Source organism: Streptomyces sp. JJ38, from assembly GCF_019303475.1.
Taxonomy (GTDB): domain Bacteria; phylum Actinomycetota; class Actinomycetes; order Streptomycetales; family Streptomycetaceae; genus Streptomyces.
The window spans coordinates 193,823-209,062 of record NZ_JABLSI010000001.1 but is presented as its reverse complement, the minus strand read 5'-3'; the positions used below and the strand labels follow the sequence as shown (position 1 = coordinate 209,062).

The following is a 15,240-nucleotide window of genomic DNA, read 5'->3' as shown; positions in this document are numbered from 1 at the left end:
ACCGCGCCGGGCGCCCCCTGCCCAGGGGTGCCCGGCGCGCCGGGTCACAACGCGAGCCGGGGGCGGGGCGCGTCGGTGCGGCCCGTCGGCGGCCTGCGGCTGCCCGCGCGGTAGGGCGCGGGCCAGGGCGCGCCGGGGCCGCTGTAGCCCTGCTCGGCGGCGGCGTGCAGCGTCCAGTGCGGGTCGTACAGGTGGGGACGGGCGAGGGCGCACAGGTCGGCGCGGCCGGCCAGGACGAGGGAGTTGACGTCGTCCCAGGAGGAGATCGAGCCGACGGCGATGACCGGCACGCCGAGGGTGTTGCGGATGCGGTCGGCGTAGGGCACCTGGTAGGAGCGGCCGTAGTCGGGACGCTCGTCGGAGACCACCTGACCGGTGGAGACGTCGATGGCGTCGGCACCCCGTTCGGCGAAGGCGGCGGCGATGCCGAGGGCGTCGTCGGACGTGGTGCCGCCGTCGGCCCAGTCGGTGGCGGAGATCCGTACCGTCAGCGCCCGCTCCGTGGGCCACGCCTCCCGGACGGCGTCGAGGACCTCCAGGGGGAAGCGCAGCCGCCCGGCCAGGTCACCGCCGTAGGCGTCGGTGCGGCGGTTGGTGAGCGGCGAGAGGAAGGAGGACAGCAGGTAGCCGTGCGCGCAGTGCAGCTCCAGGACGTCGAACCCCGCACGGGCGGCGCGGCGCGCGGCGGCGGCGAACGCCTCGCGGATCCGGGCGAGATCGGCACGCGTCAGCTCGCGCGGCCGCTGGCTGACGCCGTCGAGGTACGGGAGCGGTGAGGGGGCCACGAGGGGCCAGTTGCCCTCGGGGAGCGGCTGGTCGATGCCCTCCCACATCACCCGCGTGGAGCCCTTGCGGCCGGCGTGGCCGAGCTGCACCCCGATGGCGGCCGTCGGGGACTGGGCCCGTACGAACTCGACGACGCGCCGCCATCCGGTCTCCTGGGCCGCGTTCCACAGCCCGGCGCAGCCTGGGGTGATCCGGGCCTCGGGGGAGACGCACACCATCTCGGTCATCACCAGCGCGGCCCCGCCGAGGGCGCGGGCGCCCAGGTGGACGAGGTGGAAGTCGCCGGGGACGCCGTCCCGGGCGGAGTACATGTCCATGGGCGAGACGACGACGCGGTTGCGCAGCCGGACGCCGCCGAGGGTGAAGGGGGTGAACATCGGCGGGGTGTCCGGCGGCACACCGGCCTCGCGGGCGACGCTCTCGGTGAACTCGGCGTCGCGCAGCCGGAGGTTGTCATGGGTGACCCGGCGGCTGCGGGTGAGCAGGTTGAACGCGAACTGCCGGGGCGGTTGGCCGGTATAGCGGGAGAGATCCTCGAACCACTCCAGACTGGCACGGGCCGCCCGCTGCACCGACCGCACGACGGGGCGGCGTTCGGCCTCGTACGCGGCCAGGGCCTGGGGCACGCCGGGCTGTTCGCGCAGGCACGCGGCGAGCGCCAGAGCGTCCTCGACGGCGAGCTTGGTGCCAGAGCCGATGGAGAAGTGCGCGGTATGGGCGGCGTCGCCGAGCAGGACGGTGTTCCCGTGGTGCCAGCGCTCGTTGACGACGGTGCGGAAGACCGTCCACTGGGAGTTGTTGCCGCGAAGAGGCCGGCCGCCGAGGGCGTCGGCGAAGAGCTTGGCACAGCGCTCGGCCGAGTTCCGCTCGTCCAGCTCGTCGAACCCGGCGGCCCGCCACACCTCCTCGCGCATCTCGACGATGACGGTGGACGCGTCTTCGGCGTACGGGTAGCCGTGGAGCTGCATGACGCCGTACGGCGTCTCGTTGATCTCGAAGCGGAAGGCGTCGAAGGCGAAGTCGGCGGCGAGCCACACGTAGCGGCAGCGGTGGGGGGTGAGGTCGGTGCCGAAGGCCGCGCGGTGCGCCTCGCGGGTGGTGCTGTGCACGCCGTCGGCGGCGACCACGAGGTCGTGTTCGTCCGCGAGCCGCGCCGCCGGCGGGGCCTCGGTGCGGAAGCGCAGCTCGACGCCGAGGGCGCGGCACCGCTCGTGCAGGACGGCGAGCAGGTCGCGGCGGCTGAGCGCCGCGAAACCGTGCCCGCCGGAGGTCAGAGTGCGGCCGCGGTGGACGATGTCGATGGCGTCCCAGCGCACGAAGCGCTCGCGCAGGGCCGCGTAGACGACGGGGTCGGCGTGCTCGATGCCGCCGAGCGTCTCGTCGGAGAGGACGACACCGAAGCCGAAGGTGTCCTCGGGGGCGTTGCGTTCGTAGACGGTGATGTGGCGGGCCGCGTCGAGGCTTTTCAGCAGCGCGGCCGCGTAGAGGCCGCCTGGCCCGCCGCCGATGACGGCGACGCGGCGCGCGGGCTGTGCTACCTGCCCTGCCATACGGGGGCCCTCTTCCCGGTGAAGGCGGCGTGGAACTCGGCGTAGTCGTCGCTGTGCATGAGCAGCGCCTGAGTGGCGGCGTCCATCTCGACGGCGGCGGACAGGGGCAGATCCAGCTCGGCGGTCAGCAGGGCCTTGGTCTGGGCGTGGGCGAGGGCGGGGCCGTCGGCCAGCCGGCGGGCGAGGGCGCGGGCCGCGTCGTCGGCCTCGCCGTCCTTGACCGACTGGCTGACGAGCCCGATGCGTTCGGCCTCGTCGGCGGTGACGGCGTCGCCGAGCATGAGGATGCGGGTGGCGTGGCCGAGCCCGACCACCCGGGGCAGGAGGTAGGCGGCACCCATGTCCCCGCCGGAGAGGCCGACGCGGGTGAAGAGGAAGGAGAAGCGGGTGCTGGGGTCGGCGACGCGGAAGTCGGCGGCCAGCGCGAGGACGGCACCCGCCCCGGCGGCGGCGCCGTGCAGCGCGGCGACGACGGGGAAGGGCGCCTCGCGGATGGCCCGGACGACCTGGCCGGTCATCCGGTTGAAATCGAGAAGCTCCGCGGTGTCGGAGCTCAGAGTGGCCCCGATGATCTCCTCGACGTCGCCGCCGGAGCAGAAGCTCCGCCCGGTGCCGCCGAGGACGAGGGCGCGGGCGGAGCGCTCCCGGGAGAGCTCCGCCAGCAGGTCGCGGAGGTCGGCGTAGGCCCCGAAGGTGAGGGCGTTGAGCCGCTCCGGGCGGTTCAGGGTCACGGTGACGACGCCGTCGTCCCGTTCTACGCCGATGTGGTGCCAGTCGTCGGTACTGCGTGCGGAACCGGTGAACGGGCTCATGCGAGCGAAAGTATCACCGGTTTCTTACTCCCGTCACGAGTACGCGATACACACTTCGACCCCCTCGGGCACCCCACCCCTCGGCGGGACGGGCCGTCAGACCCCGGGCACCCCCGCCCGCTCGGCCAGCGTGGCGACGAGGACGGCCTTGATGGTGTGCATGCGGTTCTCGGCCTCGTCGAAGACGAGCGAGTGCTCGGATTCGAACACCTCGTCCGTCACCTCCAGCGAGGCCAGCCCGTGCCGCGCGTGGATCTCCCGCCCGAGGACGGTGCCCAGGTCGTGGAAGGCGGGCAGGCAGTGCAGGAACCGCACGTCGGGGTTCTCGGTCGCGCGCAGCACCTCCATCGTGACCGCGTAGGGGGTGAGCAGCGCGATGCGCTCGTCCCAGACCTCCTTGGGCTCCCCCATGGAGACCCACACGTCGGTCGCGACGAAGTCGGCGCCGTGCACCGCGTCGGCGACCTCCTCGTCCAGCAGGACCCGGGCCCCGGTCTCGGCGGCCAGCTCACGGGCCCGGTCGACGACCTCCTGCCGCGGCCACAGCGAGCGGGGCGCGGCAATGCGCACGTCCATGCCGAGGAGGGCGGCGGTGATGAGGTAGGAGTTGCCCATGTTCGAGCGGGCGTCGCCGAGATAGGCGAAGGCGATCTCGGTCAGCGGCTTGGCGCAGTGCTCGGTCATCGTGAGCACGTCGGCGAGCATCTGCGTCGGATGCCAGTCGTCGGTGAGCCCGTTGTAGACGGGGACGCCCGCGTACGCGGCCAGCTCCTCGACGGTGTCCTGCGCACTGCCGCGGTACTGGACGGCGTCGAACATCCGGCCGAGCACACGGGCCGTGTCCCTGACGGACTCCTTGTGGCCCATCTGCGAGGCCGAGGGGTCCAGGAACGTCGTCGCGGCACCCTGGTCCGCCGCGGCGACCTCGAAAGCGCAACGGGTCCGCGTGGAGGTCTTCTCGAAGACCAGTGCGATGTTCCGCCCGCGCAGCCGCTGCACCTCGGTGCCCAGCTTCTTGGCGGCCTTCAGCTCAGCGGCAAGCCGGATCAGGCCGCGGAACTCCTCGGGGGTGAAGTCCAGCTCCTTGAGGAAGTGGCGGCCGGCGAGGTCTGTCGCCATGGGAGGGCTCCTGGGTAGCGAACGAGGGACTGGCGAAATTATATACGCAACCCCGTATCTCTATGCAGCCTCCCCTCGAACCGTCACCCGACGGGATCGCGCTGCACGGGGCAGCTCATGCAGCGCGGACCGCCACGCCCCCGGCCCAGCTCGCTTCCGGGGATCTCCACCACCTCGATGCCCTGCTTGCGCAGGTGGGTGTTGGTCGTGACGTTGCGCTCGTAGGCCATCACCACTCCGGGTTCCACGGCGAGCACGTTACAACCGTCGTCCCACTGCTCCCGCTCGGCCGAGCGCACGTCCTGCACGGGGGTGAGCACCCGGATGCCGTCCAGCCCCAGGGCCGCCGCGATGGCGTGGTGCATGTGCTCCGGGGGGTGCCCGGTGACCTTCAGCTCGTCTCCGTCCGCCGCCGGTTCGATGGTGTAGGAGGGCAGCATGCCCAGCCCCGCGTACTGCGTGAACGTGTCCCCGTCGATCATCGTCATGACGGTGTCCAGATGCATGAACGAGCGGGCCTTCGGCAGGTCCAGTGCGACGATGGTGCGCGCGGAACCGGCCTCGAAGAGAACCTTGGCCAGCATCTCCACCGCCTGCGGAGTGGTGCGCTCGCTCATGCCGACCAGCACCGCGCCGTTGCCGATGACGAGGACGTCGCCCCCCTCGATCGTGGACGGGTGGGTGCTCTCGCCACGCGACCAGAAGTGGAAGTCGGACCCGGCGAAGAGCGGGTGGTGCTGGTAGACGGCCTCGAAGTGCGCCGTCTCGCGCTGCCGGGCCGGCCAGCGCATGGCGTTGATGGCCACCCCGTCGTAGATCCAGGCCGAGGTGTCCCGGGCGAAGAGGTGGTTGGGCAGCGGGCTGAGCAGGAAGTCGTCCATGTCCATGACGTGGAAGCGGACGGACATCGGCTCGACGTGCCGCTCCAGGAACTCCCGCTTCGTCTCACCCCCGATCAGCACGCGGGCCAGCTCGGCCGAGGACAACTCGTCATAGGCGGCCCGCAGGTGGTCGGTGGCGAGCGGGCCGAACTCCCGCTCGTCGAAGACCCGGTCCAGGACCAGCCTGCGCGCGGGAGCGAGGTCCAGACTCTCGGTGAGCAGGTCGGCGAACAGGTGCACCTCGACGCCCCGCTCGCGCAGCACGTCCGCGAACATGTCGTGCTCCTGCCGCGCCCGGCGGACCCACAGCACGTCGTCGAACAGGAGATCGTCCTTGTTGGTCGGGGTGAGCCTTTTGAGCTCGAGCCCAGGGCGGTGCAGGATGACGCGGCGCAGCCGCCCGGCCTCGGAATCGACGTGGAATCCCATGAACTCATCCTTGCCGAGCCGAGCGCGCCCTGCCCAGGAAACGGCGGACCTTTCCTCGCTCCCCCACGCCGCCGGGGACCGGATCCCGCCACCGGCCAACCCTCCCCGCCGGGACCGGCCGGGCCGTCCGGACCACGGCTACGGGGCAAGCCGCCGAGCGAGTTGGGCGATGTGGCCCGGGCCGACGCGGCAGCAGCCGCCGATCAGCCTGGCCCCCGCCGACTGCCAGCGCACCGCCTGCCGTGGGTCGTAGGCGACCTCGCCCTCCCATTCCCGGGCCTCCGCGCTCCAGCGCTCCCCGCTGTTCGGATAGACGACGACCGGCTTGCCGGTGACCTCGGCCGCCGACGCGACGGCGAAGCCCGCGTCGGAGGGCGCGCAGCAGTTGGCCCCGACGGCGATCACCTGGTCGACCCCGGCCGCCACGGCGAATGCCTCGGGCAGGGGCTGCCCGGCCCGGGTCCGCTCGCCCAGGACCGTGTAGCTGAGCCACACCGGGACTCCGCAGCCCTCCGCGGCCAGGAGCAGGGCCTCCGCTTCCCGCACGTCCGGCACCGTCTCCAGGGCCAGCACGTCCGGACCGGCCTCCGCCAGGGCCTGGATGCGCGGCCGGTGGAAGCGGACCAGCTCCCGGGTGCTGAGCCCGTACCGGCCCCGGTACTCGCTGCCGTCGGCGAGCACCGCACCGTACGGCCCGACGGACCCGGCCACCCACACCGCCCGCTCCCCCGCCGCCGCCCGCGCCACCTCGACGCTGCGGGCGAAGAGCCCGGCGGCGGCCCGGGGGCCGATGCCGCGTCGCGCGAAGCCCTCGAAGGACGCCTGGTAGCTGGCGGTGATGAGGACCCGTGCCCCGGCCCCGACGTAGGCCGCGTGCGCGGCGCGCACCTGCCCGGGATCGTCCGCCAGCAGCCGCGCCGACCACAGCGCGTCGCCCAGGTCGCAGCCCTGGGCGGCGAGCTGGTTGGACAGACCGCCGTCGAGGACGAGCGTCGCGCCGGCGAGCGCTTCGGCCAGCGGGGAAGGAGGTGGCGTCAAGGGAGCTGCACCTGCACCTGGGAGGAGATCAGCTCAAGGTGTTCCAGGTCGTCGAGGTCGAGCATCTGGAGGTAGATCCGCTGCGAGCCGACCTCCGCGTATCGCCCGATCTTGTCCACCACCTCGGCCGGGGAACCGGCGAGCCCGTTCTCCTTGAGCTCGGCCACCTCGCGGCCGATGGCGGCGGCCCGGCGGGAGACCTCATCGTCGTCCTTGCCCACGCAGGCGACCAGGGCGTTGGAGTACACGAGCTCCTCGGGAGCGCGCCCCTGCTCGGCAGCCGCGGCGCGGACCCGCCCGAACTGGCGGGCGCTCTCCTCGATGGAGGCGAAGGGGAGGTTGAACTCGTCGGCGTAACGTGCGGCGATGCGCGGGGTGCGGGTGGCGCCGTGCCCGCCGATCAGCACCGGCAGCCGCTCCTGGGCGGGCTTCGGCAGCGCGGGGCAGTCGCTGAGCTGGTAGAACCTCCCGTCGAAACCGAAGGTCTCGCCGGGCGGGGTCTTCCACATTCCGGTGACGATGGCGAGCTGTTCCTCCAGCCGGCCGAACTTCTCCTTCGGAAACGGAATGCCGTACGCCCTGTGCTCGGCCTCGAACCAGCCGGCCCCGAGCCCGAACTCGACGCGACCGCCGGACATGGCGTCCACCTGGGCCACCTGGATCGCCAGAACCCCCGGGAGCCGGAACGTGCCGGCCGTCATCAGGGTGCCCAGGCGGATGCGGCTCGTCTCGCGGGCCAGCCCGGCCAGGGTGATCCAGGCGTCCGTCGGCCCCGGAAGGCCGTCGGCCTCCCCCATCGCCAGGTAGTGGTCCGAACGGAAGAAGGCGTCGAAGCCGAGGTCCTCGCTGGCCTTGGCCATGCGCAGCAACGTCTCGTAGCTCGCCCCCTGCTGGGGCTCGGTGAAGATGCGAAGGTCCATGCACTCCATCCTGCCCCGGAGTGCAAGCCCTCCCGGGGCCGCGACGCGGCCCCGGGAGCCACCAGCCGTGCGGCCGCCCCGGCCTACGAGGGAACACGGGGAAGGCTGCCGCGCAGGCAGACCGCGTGATCGGCGGCCTCCCCCGCCGCGTCCAGGGCCTCCAGGCAGTGCCAGTAGAGGGACTCCTCCTCCGCCCCGGCCGCCACTTCGACCAGGGCGGTACACAACTCCGCCAGGAATCCGGCCAGTTCCTCCAGAGCGTGATGAGGCTCGCGGACCCCGGTGAGCCGCACCGCCCGGACCTCGGCGGCACCACCGGGGAGGGAGCGCAACCGGACCCCTGCCCGGGCCAACGCGTCGGCCGCCGGCCGCGCCTGGGGCGGGCCGCTGTCGGCCAGCAAGCGCCCCACCGCCTGGGCGAGCGCCTGGGCCTGCCAGGCCTCCGCCACGATCTGCGCACCGTCCCCGCAGCGCGCGAGCGCCGAGCGGCTGATTCCGATGAGCCGTACCGCATCCATCTGCCCTCTCCGTGAGCCGTGTAGAGCGTCGGGGCTTCACTCGGCGAAGCCTCATCCGCACTCACGGTGACGGGTAGCCGGCAGACGGTCCAGCGCCCCTGGAAAGCGGTGGATTACCGACGGGTTGGGGATAAGTCCCTCACCCGTTCAGCGGTGTACCGGTGCGCCCGCCGCCGCCCGGGGCAGGAAAGCGTTCCTCGTTCCGTTCGATCTTGGCGTCCAGCACCTCCAGCGCGTCCACCCCCAGCACCTCGCAGAACTGCAGCAGGTACGCCAGCACGTCGGCGACTTCGTCGCGCACCCGCGCCGCCTGCTCCGGCCGGTCCATGATGGCGGCGGACTGCTCGGGCGTGAGCCACTGGAAGATCTCCACGAGCTCCCCCGCCTCGACGCTCAACGCCGCGGCCAGATTCTTCGGATTGTGGTACTGACCCCAGTCCCGAGCGGCGGCGAACGCGGCCAACCGCCGCTGCCGGGCCGCGAGACCGCGGTCGTCGTCATTGCTCATGCGTCCATGATCCACCCATCGCGCGGCTCCACGGTCGCGCCCCGTCCGCACGGCGCCCGACGGCCCGCACCGGCCCCCGGCTCAGCCGTCGTCGACCTCCGTACCCACGGGCGTGACGAGGAAGACGTCGCTGTTGATGCGGTTCATCCCGCCTCCGAGCCCGAACACGACACCGCTGGCGAAGTCCAGCACGCGCCGTGCCACGTCCTGTTCCGCGGCGGTGAGGTCGAGCAGCACGGGATCCCCCGCCATCACGTGCTCGGCGACATCCCGCGCGTCCGCGAAGACCTGGAGCCGGACAACGACGAACTGCCGCCCACCCACCTCGGCTTCGGCGTCCTCCGCCGGAAGCCGCGCGTCATCGCCGGCGTCCGCCACGGGCAGCTGCGGGACGGTGGCCCAGGAACCCCACTCGTAGCCACCGCGCAGCGGAACGACCTCGGCCAGGCCCTCCCACTCCTCCTCCGGGGCATCACTCGGTATCCGCATTCCGCGAGTGTAGGAAAAACCCGCCCGATCCCGCGGAGATCACCCCCGTGTCGCAGGCCCGGGCACGTGGCGCTCGTCACCGTGCCCTTTCGCCGCCCGGCCGACGGGACCCCGTGCGCCCGGGCCGCGCGCGGCCTCCGCAGGCCGTCACACCCCCGTCGTCGAGCCGGGGCGGACGATCATCAGCACGACGACGACGGCCCACAACACGTTGAAGAGCCCGGTGAGCATGGCCAGCCGGGGGGCGAGCGCGGCCGGTTCGCCATCGGCGACACCCGCGGCGCGTGGGGCGAGCATCCGCCGCTGGGCCGGGATGATCAGCGCGGCGAGGAGGACGGCGGCGAGCGTGGTCAGGAGCAGGGAGACGATCAGCCACGCGTCGGTGAGGACACCGAGCTGGGCGCCGGTGGCGATACCGAAGACGGGGACGACGACCCCGGCGACCGCGTAGCCACGGCACACACGGTGCAGAAACGCCGCGACCCCGGCGGAGCGACTCTCCTTCCCCTCGGCCAGCGCGTGGCGCGCGTAGCGGGGGAAGAGCGAGGCGGCGACCGCTATCGATCCGACGGTCAGGATCGCGGCCAGGACATGGACGGACAGCAGGAACTTCGTCACGGAGACACCTCTCGGTTGTCCGAGGACGCACTGACTTGGCCCTCAATAGGTTGTCTACCAATAGATAGCACGCCTACATCAAGGCTGGGTACACTGAGGCGACATGAGGACGGATGCGGTACGGGGCCACCTGGACGGACTTCTCCTGGCCGTTCTGGAGCCGGGCCCGCGGCACGGGTACGCGATCATCACCGCCGTTCAGGAGCGCAGCGGCGGCGCACTGGAGCTGCGCACGGGCACCATCTACCCGGCCCTCCAGCGCCTGGAGCGGCTCGGCCTGCTGCGCAGCGCCTGGGACGCGGTCGGGGAGCGGCGCAGGCGCTGCTACGAGCTGACCGACGACGGGCGCCGAGCGCTCGCCGAAGAACGCACCGCATGGCAGGAGTTCACCGCCGCCATCGGTTCGGTCCTGAACCCGGCGCGCCCGGCCGCGGGCGGTGCGGCATGAGCACCGGGTCCGGCGCGGATCGGCGCACCGCGGCGGAGGGCGCCCCGGACGGCGCCCGGGGCGGGGATCCGGCCGACGCCTACGTCGCCGCCCTGGCCGCCTCCCTGCACGGCCCGGCCAGGCACAAGGCACGGCTGCTGGCCGAGCTCAGGGACGGCCTGGACGACGCCGTGGCCGAGCACACAGGAGAGGGTCTCTCGCACGCGGACGCCACCGCCCGCGCCCTCCGCGACATCGGCACGCCCGATGTCCTCATCCCCGTCTACCAGCACGAACTGACGATCGCGCAGGCGCGGCACACCGCGCGGGCCGCCGCTGTCACGGCGCCGTTCACCGCGGCCTGCTGGCTCCTCACGCACACGGCGGAGCACGGCGGGGCCGGAAGCCCGTACGGAGCCGCCCTCCTGCTGGCCGTCCACCTGGTCGCCGTCGCCACGGTCGCCGCCGTCCTGACCGCCGCGAGCCTGGCGGCCACGGGGCGGCTCGCCCGCCGACTGCCCACTCCGCCGCGGCTTCCGCTCGCGGTGGCCTGGACGGGTACGGCGGCGAGCGTCGCCATGGCGCTGACCACGCTCCTCCTCCTCGTCCTCGCCCTGCTCGGGCGGGACTGGCCGCTCGCGGTGGGCGCCGGAGGGCTGGCCGCGGCCTCGCACGCGCTGGTCGCCTCCTCGGCCCGCGCCTGCCGCCGCTGCGTCCGCCTCGTCACGGGCTGACGACCTCCGTCAAGGAGGGCGCCACCCTCGGTCTGGAGGTGTGGCGCGATCGGCCCACCGGGGCCCTCCTGGCCGGGGCCGAGGTGGCCGGAACCTGGCGGGCCAGGGCACGAGACCGCAGACTGGGCGTGACGGTGCGCCCCTTCGCTACGCTCGGCCAACGCGACGGCGAAACCGGCCGAGTTCTGCCGGTTCGCCCCGAAGTGTCGCCGGTGGCGGCTACGGTGACCGGCATGAGTGCCGACCAGATCAGGCCCGAGGACGAATGGCCCCTTCCCCCGGCCTGGATGTGGGCCTGCCAGGAGTGCGCGGACCGTTACCGCTTCATGAAGCGAGCCATCGAGACGGTGGAGGAACTGCGCCTCACCGGGCAACCCCACGTGGACCACGATCCGTTCGACAGCATCGTCTCCTCCCAGATCGCGCTCGCGGAGCACATGGCCGCCGAGCATCTCGACCAGCTCCCCGAGTGGAGCCCCACGTGCGCCACGTGCGCGAGTCACCGCAAGGCGGTCTCCGGGGCGGCCGGTCGCGACGACTCCCGGGCCGCCACGCTGATCCGCATCGGCGGGGAGCACCGGGCCCGCCACATCGTCGTCCCGCCGTCGATCGTCGAACTGTACTGACACCACCGCAGGCGCGGCCGGCGAGCCCGGCCCGACCGGCCTCGCACTCCCGCTGACCGGGTGTCAGCACCGCAGAGCCCCGCCCGTCAAGCAACCCCGGCAAGAAGGTCCATACCAGACCCTTGTCCTTGGTCTAGGCCAATGCAAAGCTCAGGAGTGGCACCCGACTTGAGCACCGCACTGGAGAAGGGACACCCCCACATGTCCGCACGTACCACGGCGGGGGTGGCGGCCGTCGCCGCCGCCGCTCCCCTGCTGCTCCTCCTGCCCGCGGAACAGGCCTCCGCGCACGGCACCATGTACGACCCGGTCAGCCGCGTTGCGGCCTGCTACGCGGAGGGGCCCGAGCACCCGGACTCCCAGGTGTGCAAGGACCTCATCGCGGAGAGCGGCACGCAGCCCCTCTACGACTGGAACGAGGTCAACCTCGCCAACGTCAACGGGCGGCACCAGGAGGTGATCCCCGACGGGAAGCTCTGCTCGGCGGGCCGGGAGAAGTACAAGGCGCTCGACTGGGCCCGCACCGACTGGGCCGCCACCCCCGTCTCCGCCGGGGCCGCCGACTTCCGGTTCCGCGTCACGGCCCCCCACCTGGGCACGATGACCGTCTACATCACCAAGGAGGGCTACGACCCCACCAAGCCCCTGAAGTGGTCGGACCTGGATCCGACGCCGGTGGCCGTGGCCGACGTCACCCGGAGCGCGCCGAGCGGCTACTACGAGTTCGGCGGCACCCTCCCCGAGCGGACGGGCCGTCACCTGCTCTACAAGATCTGGCAGCGCAGTGACAGCCCGGAGGCCTTCTACAGCTGCTCGGACGTGACGTTCTCCGCCGCCGCCTCGGCCGAGTCGGCACCGAAGGCCCCGACGGAGCAGCAGATCGCGGACGGGCTCCCCCACTCCACCGTCAGCCACCACGGCCACGGAGGTGCCCCGGCCGGGGAACAGCGCACCGTCCTGCCGCAGACGCTGGCCGGGGTCGGCGCCGTCGGGCTCACGGCCGCCTGCTTCCTGCTCTCCCGCCTCTCGCGTCGCCGCCCCGGAGCCTGAGCCCGGGCCCGGCCGCGCGCCCCCGTCCGACTCCGACAGCGTCCGCGTCGGGCGGGGGCGTATGGCGATGCGCCGGACCCTGTACGCAGCGCGGGCCTGAGGGTGTCCGGGGAACCCCGGTGACCGCACCCCACGCGAGCGGGTATGACCGGTGGCCCCGAGCCCATGAGTGCCGACGCCCTTCGGGCGTTCCGGCGGGAACGCGCCGACCCGCGGGACGAGCGGGCGAAGGTGGCGGCGAGGCCGCGCGGCGCGGCGGGCGCACGGGGGCGTGACAGCGGACCTCAGACGGTGGCGAGGTAGCGCAGCGCCGAGGCCACCGCGCCCGCGCCGGACATGCCGTGGGCCCCGGGGCCGGGCGGCGTCGCGGCCGAGCACAGGAACACGCCGGGCACCCCGGTGCTGTACGGGTCCAGGGCGGGCCGGGCGCCGAGGAGGAGCTGGGGGACGGTCTTGGCCCCGGTGAGGATGTCGCCGCCGGTGAAGTTGGCGTTGGCCGCCGCGAAGTCGGTCGGACGCGTGACGCGGAGGCCCACGACGCGGTCCCGGGCGCCGGGGGCGAACCGCTCGATCTGCCGCAGGATCACCTCGGTGGCGTCCCCGTCGTATCCGTGCGGCACATGGGCGTACGCCCAGACGGGGTGCACGTCTCCCACGGACCGGGAGGGGTCGGCCAGGTACTGCTGACCGACGAGGACGAAGGGACGCTCAGGCATCCGTCCGGCCACCGCGTCCCTCTCGGCCCGGACCACCTCGGACAGCGGGCCGCCGAGGTGGACGGTCCCGGCCCGGCGGGCGTCGTCGGCCACCCAGGGCACGCCGCCCTCGACGGCGAGGTCGACCTTGAACGCGCCGGGTCCGCGGCGGAAGCGCCGGTAGGCGGCGCGCACCCGGCGCGGCAGCCGGTCGCCGTAGAGCCGGACGAGCTGACCGGGGTCCAGGTCGAGGAGCGTGACGTCCGCGGGCGGGAGCTGCGCTGCGTCGGTGACGCGTTCACCGGTGTGGATCACGCCGCCGTACTCCCTCAACGCGCCCTCCAGGCCGCGGGCGATGGCCTGCGATCCGCCCTCGGCCACGGCCCAGCCCGCGGCGTGGCCGGCGGTGAGGATGCCGAGCCCGATCGCCGAGCTGAACGGTTCGGACAGCGGCCGGAAGGCATGGGCGGCCACACCGGCCCACAGGGCCCGTGCCTGGGGCGTCCGGAAGACGCGGGCGAGGAGGGCGGCCGGAGCGGCCGTCGGCAGGCCGAAACGCGCGACCAGCACAGGATGCGAGGGGACCCGCAGCAGCGGACCCATCACGTCCTCGGCCAGCGTGTCCCAGCGCCGCACCGAGGGGCCGACGAGGGCCCGGTAGCGGCGGCCGTCGGGGCCGAGCCCGGCTGCGGTCTCCTCGACGGAGCGCAGCAGCACTCCGGCCGTCCCGTCGTCCAGCGGGTGGACGCAGTCGACCTCCGGCAGCCGCCAGCGCAGCCCGTGACGCTCCAGTTCGAGCGAGCGGAGCGCCGGGGAGGTGACGGCCAGGGGGTGGATGGCCGAGCAGTGGTCGTGCAGGAGCCCGGGCAGGATCGCCTCGTGGCTGCGAGTGCCGCCGCCGGTCTCGTCCGCGGCCTCCAGCAGGGTGACCCGCAGCCCGGCCTTCGCCAGGAGGGCGGCGGCGGTGAGCCCGTTGGGCCCGCCGCCCACGACGACCGCCGAGGTCATGACGCCGCCGCGGCGGTCGGCAGGCATCCGGCGAGGACGCCGGTCCGGGCCGCGTCCTCCACGCCGGACACCGACGGTGGGACGGAGCCCGAACCCGCGGCGCACACGGGCGGGTCGGCGTCGTCGATGAGCCGGGTCTGGCAGGTCTGGCGGGTCGGCATGCAGTGCACCTTCGCGGGCCGCGTTCGGGCAGGCCGGGGGCGGCCTGCCCGTGGGTTGCGCACACCCGAGGCCGGCCGGCGGCCGGGCCGGCCTTCTCGGCGTCAGCCCGGCCATCGTCTCACCACCGCCCCATCGCGGCCCACGGTGGCGCGCACCGACGTCAGCGGTCGCCCTGGCCCGGCCTCCTCCACGTGCCGCGCCTCCGGCTGGTCGGGAGTGCCGTGCGTCAGCGCCGCCATGGGTAACACCGTCTCTTCGGCAGGGAAGGAAGAGGAAGAGCATGATAGGCGCCGTCTATCAGGTGAGCAGAAACGTCTCTTTGACTTACCCGCGAGCGTGCCAGGACACTGACAGGGGCCAACAGAACAGCAACGCCCTGGGTGTGAGCTGCGAAGGCCGGCACCCGCCGTCCTCCTCCCGCCCGGGGCGCGTCCGAGTGCGCCCTACGCACCGGAAGGGGACGACAGCAGGCGATGAGCACCATCGAGGACCCGTTCGAGGACCCGATCGACACCCACCGGTGTCTCCTCCCGACCCCACGGGCGACAGCCCTCGCCGTGCGCCCGCGCCCCCTCGCCCACCCTCGCCGCCGGCCCGGCTGAACGAAGCCGCCCCGAACCGCCCCGAAACCCGGCCCCTCGGGCCGCTTCCCGGGCACGCCTCCGTGCTGTCCGGGCCTCCGCACCAGCTCTCGCCCGGCCCGCACCCCGCACCCCTCACCCGTGCGGCACCCGCCACCGGGGACTCCGGGCGAGGAGGCGGCACACCCCGGCAGACCAGCCCCGGAACACCCGTCGCCACCGCGGCAGGCGCCGCCTGACGCACCCCTCAGGCCCTCCGCAGGACGCGGCCCGACCGGCCGCGCGGCTC

General features: G+C 73.4%; 17 protein-coding genes. 5 read left to right on the top strand and 12 right to left on the bottom strand.

The window, feature by feature from the left end; all coding sequences use genetic code 11:
* Window positions 1-44: 44 nt before the first annotated feature.
* The 10 genes from HPT28_RS00870 to HPT28_RS00825 form a co-directional block, all read right to left on the bottom strand.
* Complete coding sequence (locus HPT28_RS00870; RefSeq protein WP_219088242.1) at window positions 45-2,336, bottom strand: bifunctional salicylyl-CoA 5-hydroxylase/oxidoreductase; 2,292 nt, start codon at window positions 2,334-2,336, stop codon at window positions 45-47.
* Window positions 2,321-3,148 carry an enoyl-CoA hydratase family protein gene (locus HPT28_RS00865; RefSeq protein ID WP_219088241.1) on the bottom strand — a complete coding sequence of 276 codons (828 nt, stop codon included), beginning with the start codon at window positions 3,146-3,148 and terminating at the stop codon, window positions 2,321-2,323. Before HPT28_RS00865 ends, HPT28_RS00870 begins: the two co-directional genes overlap by 16 nt.
* Before the next feature lie 96 nt (window positions 3,149-3,244).
* A complete protein-coding gene (gene argF / locus HPT28_RS00860) occupies window positions 3,245-4,267 on the bottom strand; it encodes an ornithine carbamoyltransferase (RefSeq protein ID WP_219088240.1) in 1,023 nt (340 codons plus the stop codon).
* Window positions 4,268-4,350: 83 nt separating this feature from the next.
* Window positions 4,351-5,577 carry an arginine deiminase gene (locus HPT28_RS00855; RefSeq protein WP_219088239.1) on the bottom strand — a complete coding sequence of 409 codons (1,227 nt, stop codon included), beginning with the start codon at window positions 5,575-5,577 and terminating at the stop codon, window positions 4,351-4,353.
* A 138-nt stretch (window positions 5,578-5,715) separates the two neighbouring features.
* On the bottom strand, window positions 5,716-6,615 hold the full coding sequence (gene mmuM, locus HPT28_RS00850; protein WP_219088238.1) for a homocysteine S-methyltransferase: 900 nt from the start codon (window positions 6,613-6,615) through the stop codon (window positions 5,716-5,718).
* On the bottom strand, window positions 6,612-7,535 hold the full coding sequence (locus HPT28_RS00845; protein WP_219088237.1) for an LLM class F420-dependent oxidoreductase: 924 nt from the start codon (window positions 7,533-7,535) through the stop codon (window positions 6,612-6,614). Before HPT28_RS00845 ends, mmuM begins: the two co-directional genes overlap by 4 nt.
* Before the next feature lie 83 nt (window positions 7,536-7,618).
* Complete coding sequence (locus HPT28_RS00840; RefSeq protein WP_219088236.1) at window positions 7,619-8,053, bottom strand: DUF6099 family protein; 435 nt, start codon at window positions 8,051-8,053, stop codon at window positions 7,619-7,621.
* Between the two features lie 139 nt (window positions 8,054-8,192).
* Complete coding sequence (locus HPT28_RS00835; RefSeq protein ID WP_219088235.1) at window positions 8,193-8,561, bottom strand: nucleotide pyrophosphohydrolase; 369 nt, start codon at window positions 8,559-8,561, stop codon at window positions 8,193-8,195.
* Between the two features lie 81 nt (window positions 8,562-8,642).
* On the bottom strand, window positions 8,643-9,050 hold the full coding sequence (locus tag HPT28_RS00830; protein WP_219088234.1) for a cell division protein SepF: 408 nt from the start codon (window positions 9,048-9,050) through the stop codon (window positions 8,643-8,645).
* Window positions 9,051-9,197: 147 nt separating this feature from the next.
* The gene (locus HPT28_RS00825; RefSeq protein WP_219088233.1) at window positions 9,198-9,668 is read right to left on the bottom strand and encodes a hypothetical protein; all 471 of its coding nucleotides are present in this window, start codon (window positions 9,666-9,668) and stop codon (window positions 9,198-9,200) included.
* A gap of 103 nt (window positions 9,669-9,771) precedes the next feature.
* On the opposite strand from HPT28_RS00825, the gene HPT28_RS00820 reads away from it, so the two are divergent.
* The 4 genes from HPT28_RS00820 to HPT28_RS00805 all read left to right on the top strand — a co-directional run bounded on the left by HPT28_RS00820 (window position 9,772) and on the right by HPT28_RS00805 (window position 12,505).
* A complete protein-coding gene (locus HPT28_RS00820; protein ID WP_219088232.1) occupies window positions 9,772-10,116 on the top strand; it encodes a PadR family transcriptional regulator in 345 nt (114 codons plus the stop codon).
* The gene (locus HPT28_RS00815) at window positions 10,113-10,829 is read left to right on the top strand and encodes a permease prefix domain 1-containing protein (RefSeq protein ID WP_219088231.1); all 717 of its coding nucleotides are present in this window, start codon (window positions 10,113-10,115) and stop codon (window positions 10,827-10,829) included. The genes HPT28_RS00820 and HPT28_RS00815 overlap by 4 nt, the downstream gene beginning before the upstream one ends.
* Window positions 10,830-11,062: 233 nt before the next feature.
* A complete protein-coding gene (locus HPT28_RS00810) occupies window positions 11,063-11,455 on the top strand; it encodes a hypothetical protein (RefSeq protein WP_219088230.1) in 393 nt (130 codons plus the stop codon).
* 201 nt (window positions 11,456-11,656) lie between these two features.
* Entirely contained in the window at window positions 11,657-12,505 is an 849-nt protein-coding gene (locus tag HPT28_RS00805; protein ID WP_219088229.1) for a lytic polysaccharide monooxygenase, read from the top strand.
* Between the two features lie 284 nt (window positions 12,506-12,789).
* Here HPT28_RS00805 and HPT28_RS00800 read toward each other — a convergent pair whose 3' ends face one another.
* Window positions 12,790-14,208, bottom strand: coding sequence for an NAD(P)/FAD-dependent oxidoreductase (locus tag HPT28_RS00800; protein ID WP_219088315.1), 1,419 nt, complete (start codon window positions 14,206-14,208; stop codon window positions 12,790-12,792).
* Window positions 14,205-14,369 (bottom strand): hypothetical protein, encoded by a 165-nt coding sequence (locus HPT28_RS00795; protein ID WP_219088228.1) that lies wholly within the window; start codon window positions 14,367-14,369, stop codon window positions 14,205-14,207. The genes HPT28_RS00800 and HPT28_RS00795 overlap by 4 nt, the downstream gene beginning before the upstream one ends.
* Before the next feature lie 474 nt (window positions 14,370-14,843).
* Here HPT28_RS00795 and HPT28_RS26525 point away from each other — a divergent pair, with 474 nt between their 5' ends.
* Window positions 14,844-14,972 carry a hypothetical protein gene (locus tag HPT28_RS26525; RefSeq protein ID WP_257577840.1) on the top strand — a complete coding sequence of 43 codons (129 nt, stop codon included), beginning with the start codon at window positions 14,844-14,846 and terminating at the stop codon, window positions 14,970-14,972.
* The last annotated feature ends 268 nt before the right edge of the window (window positions 14,973-15,240 follow it).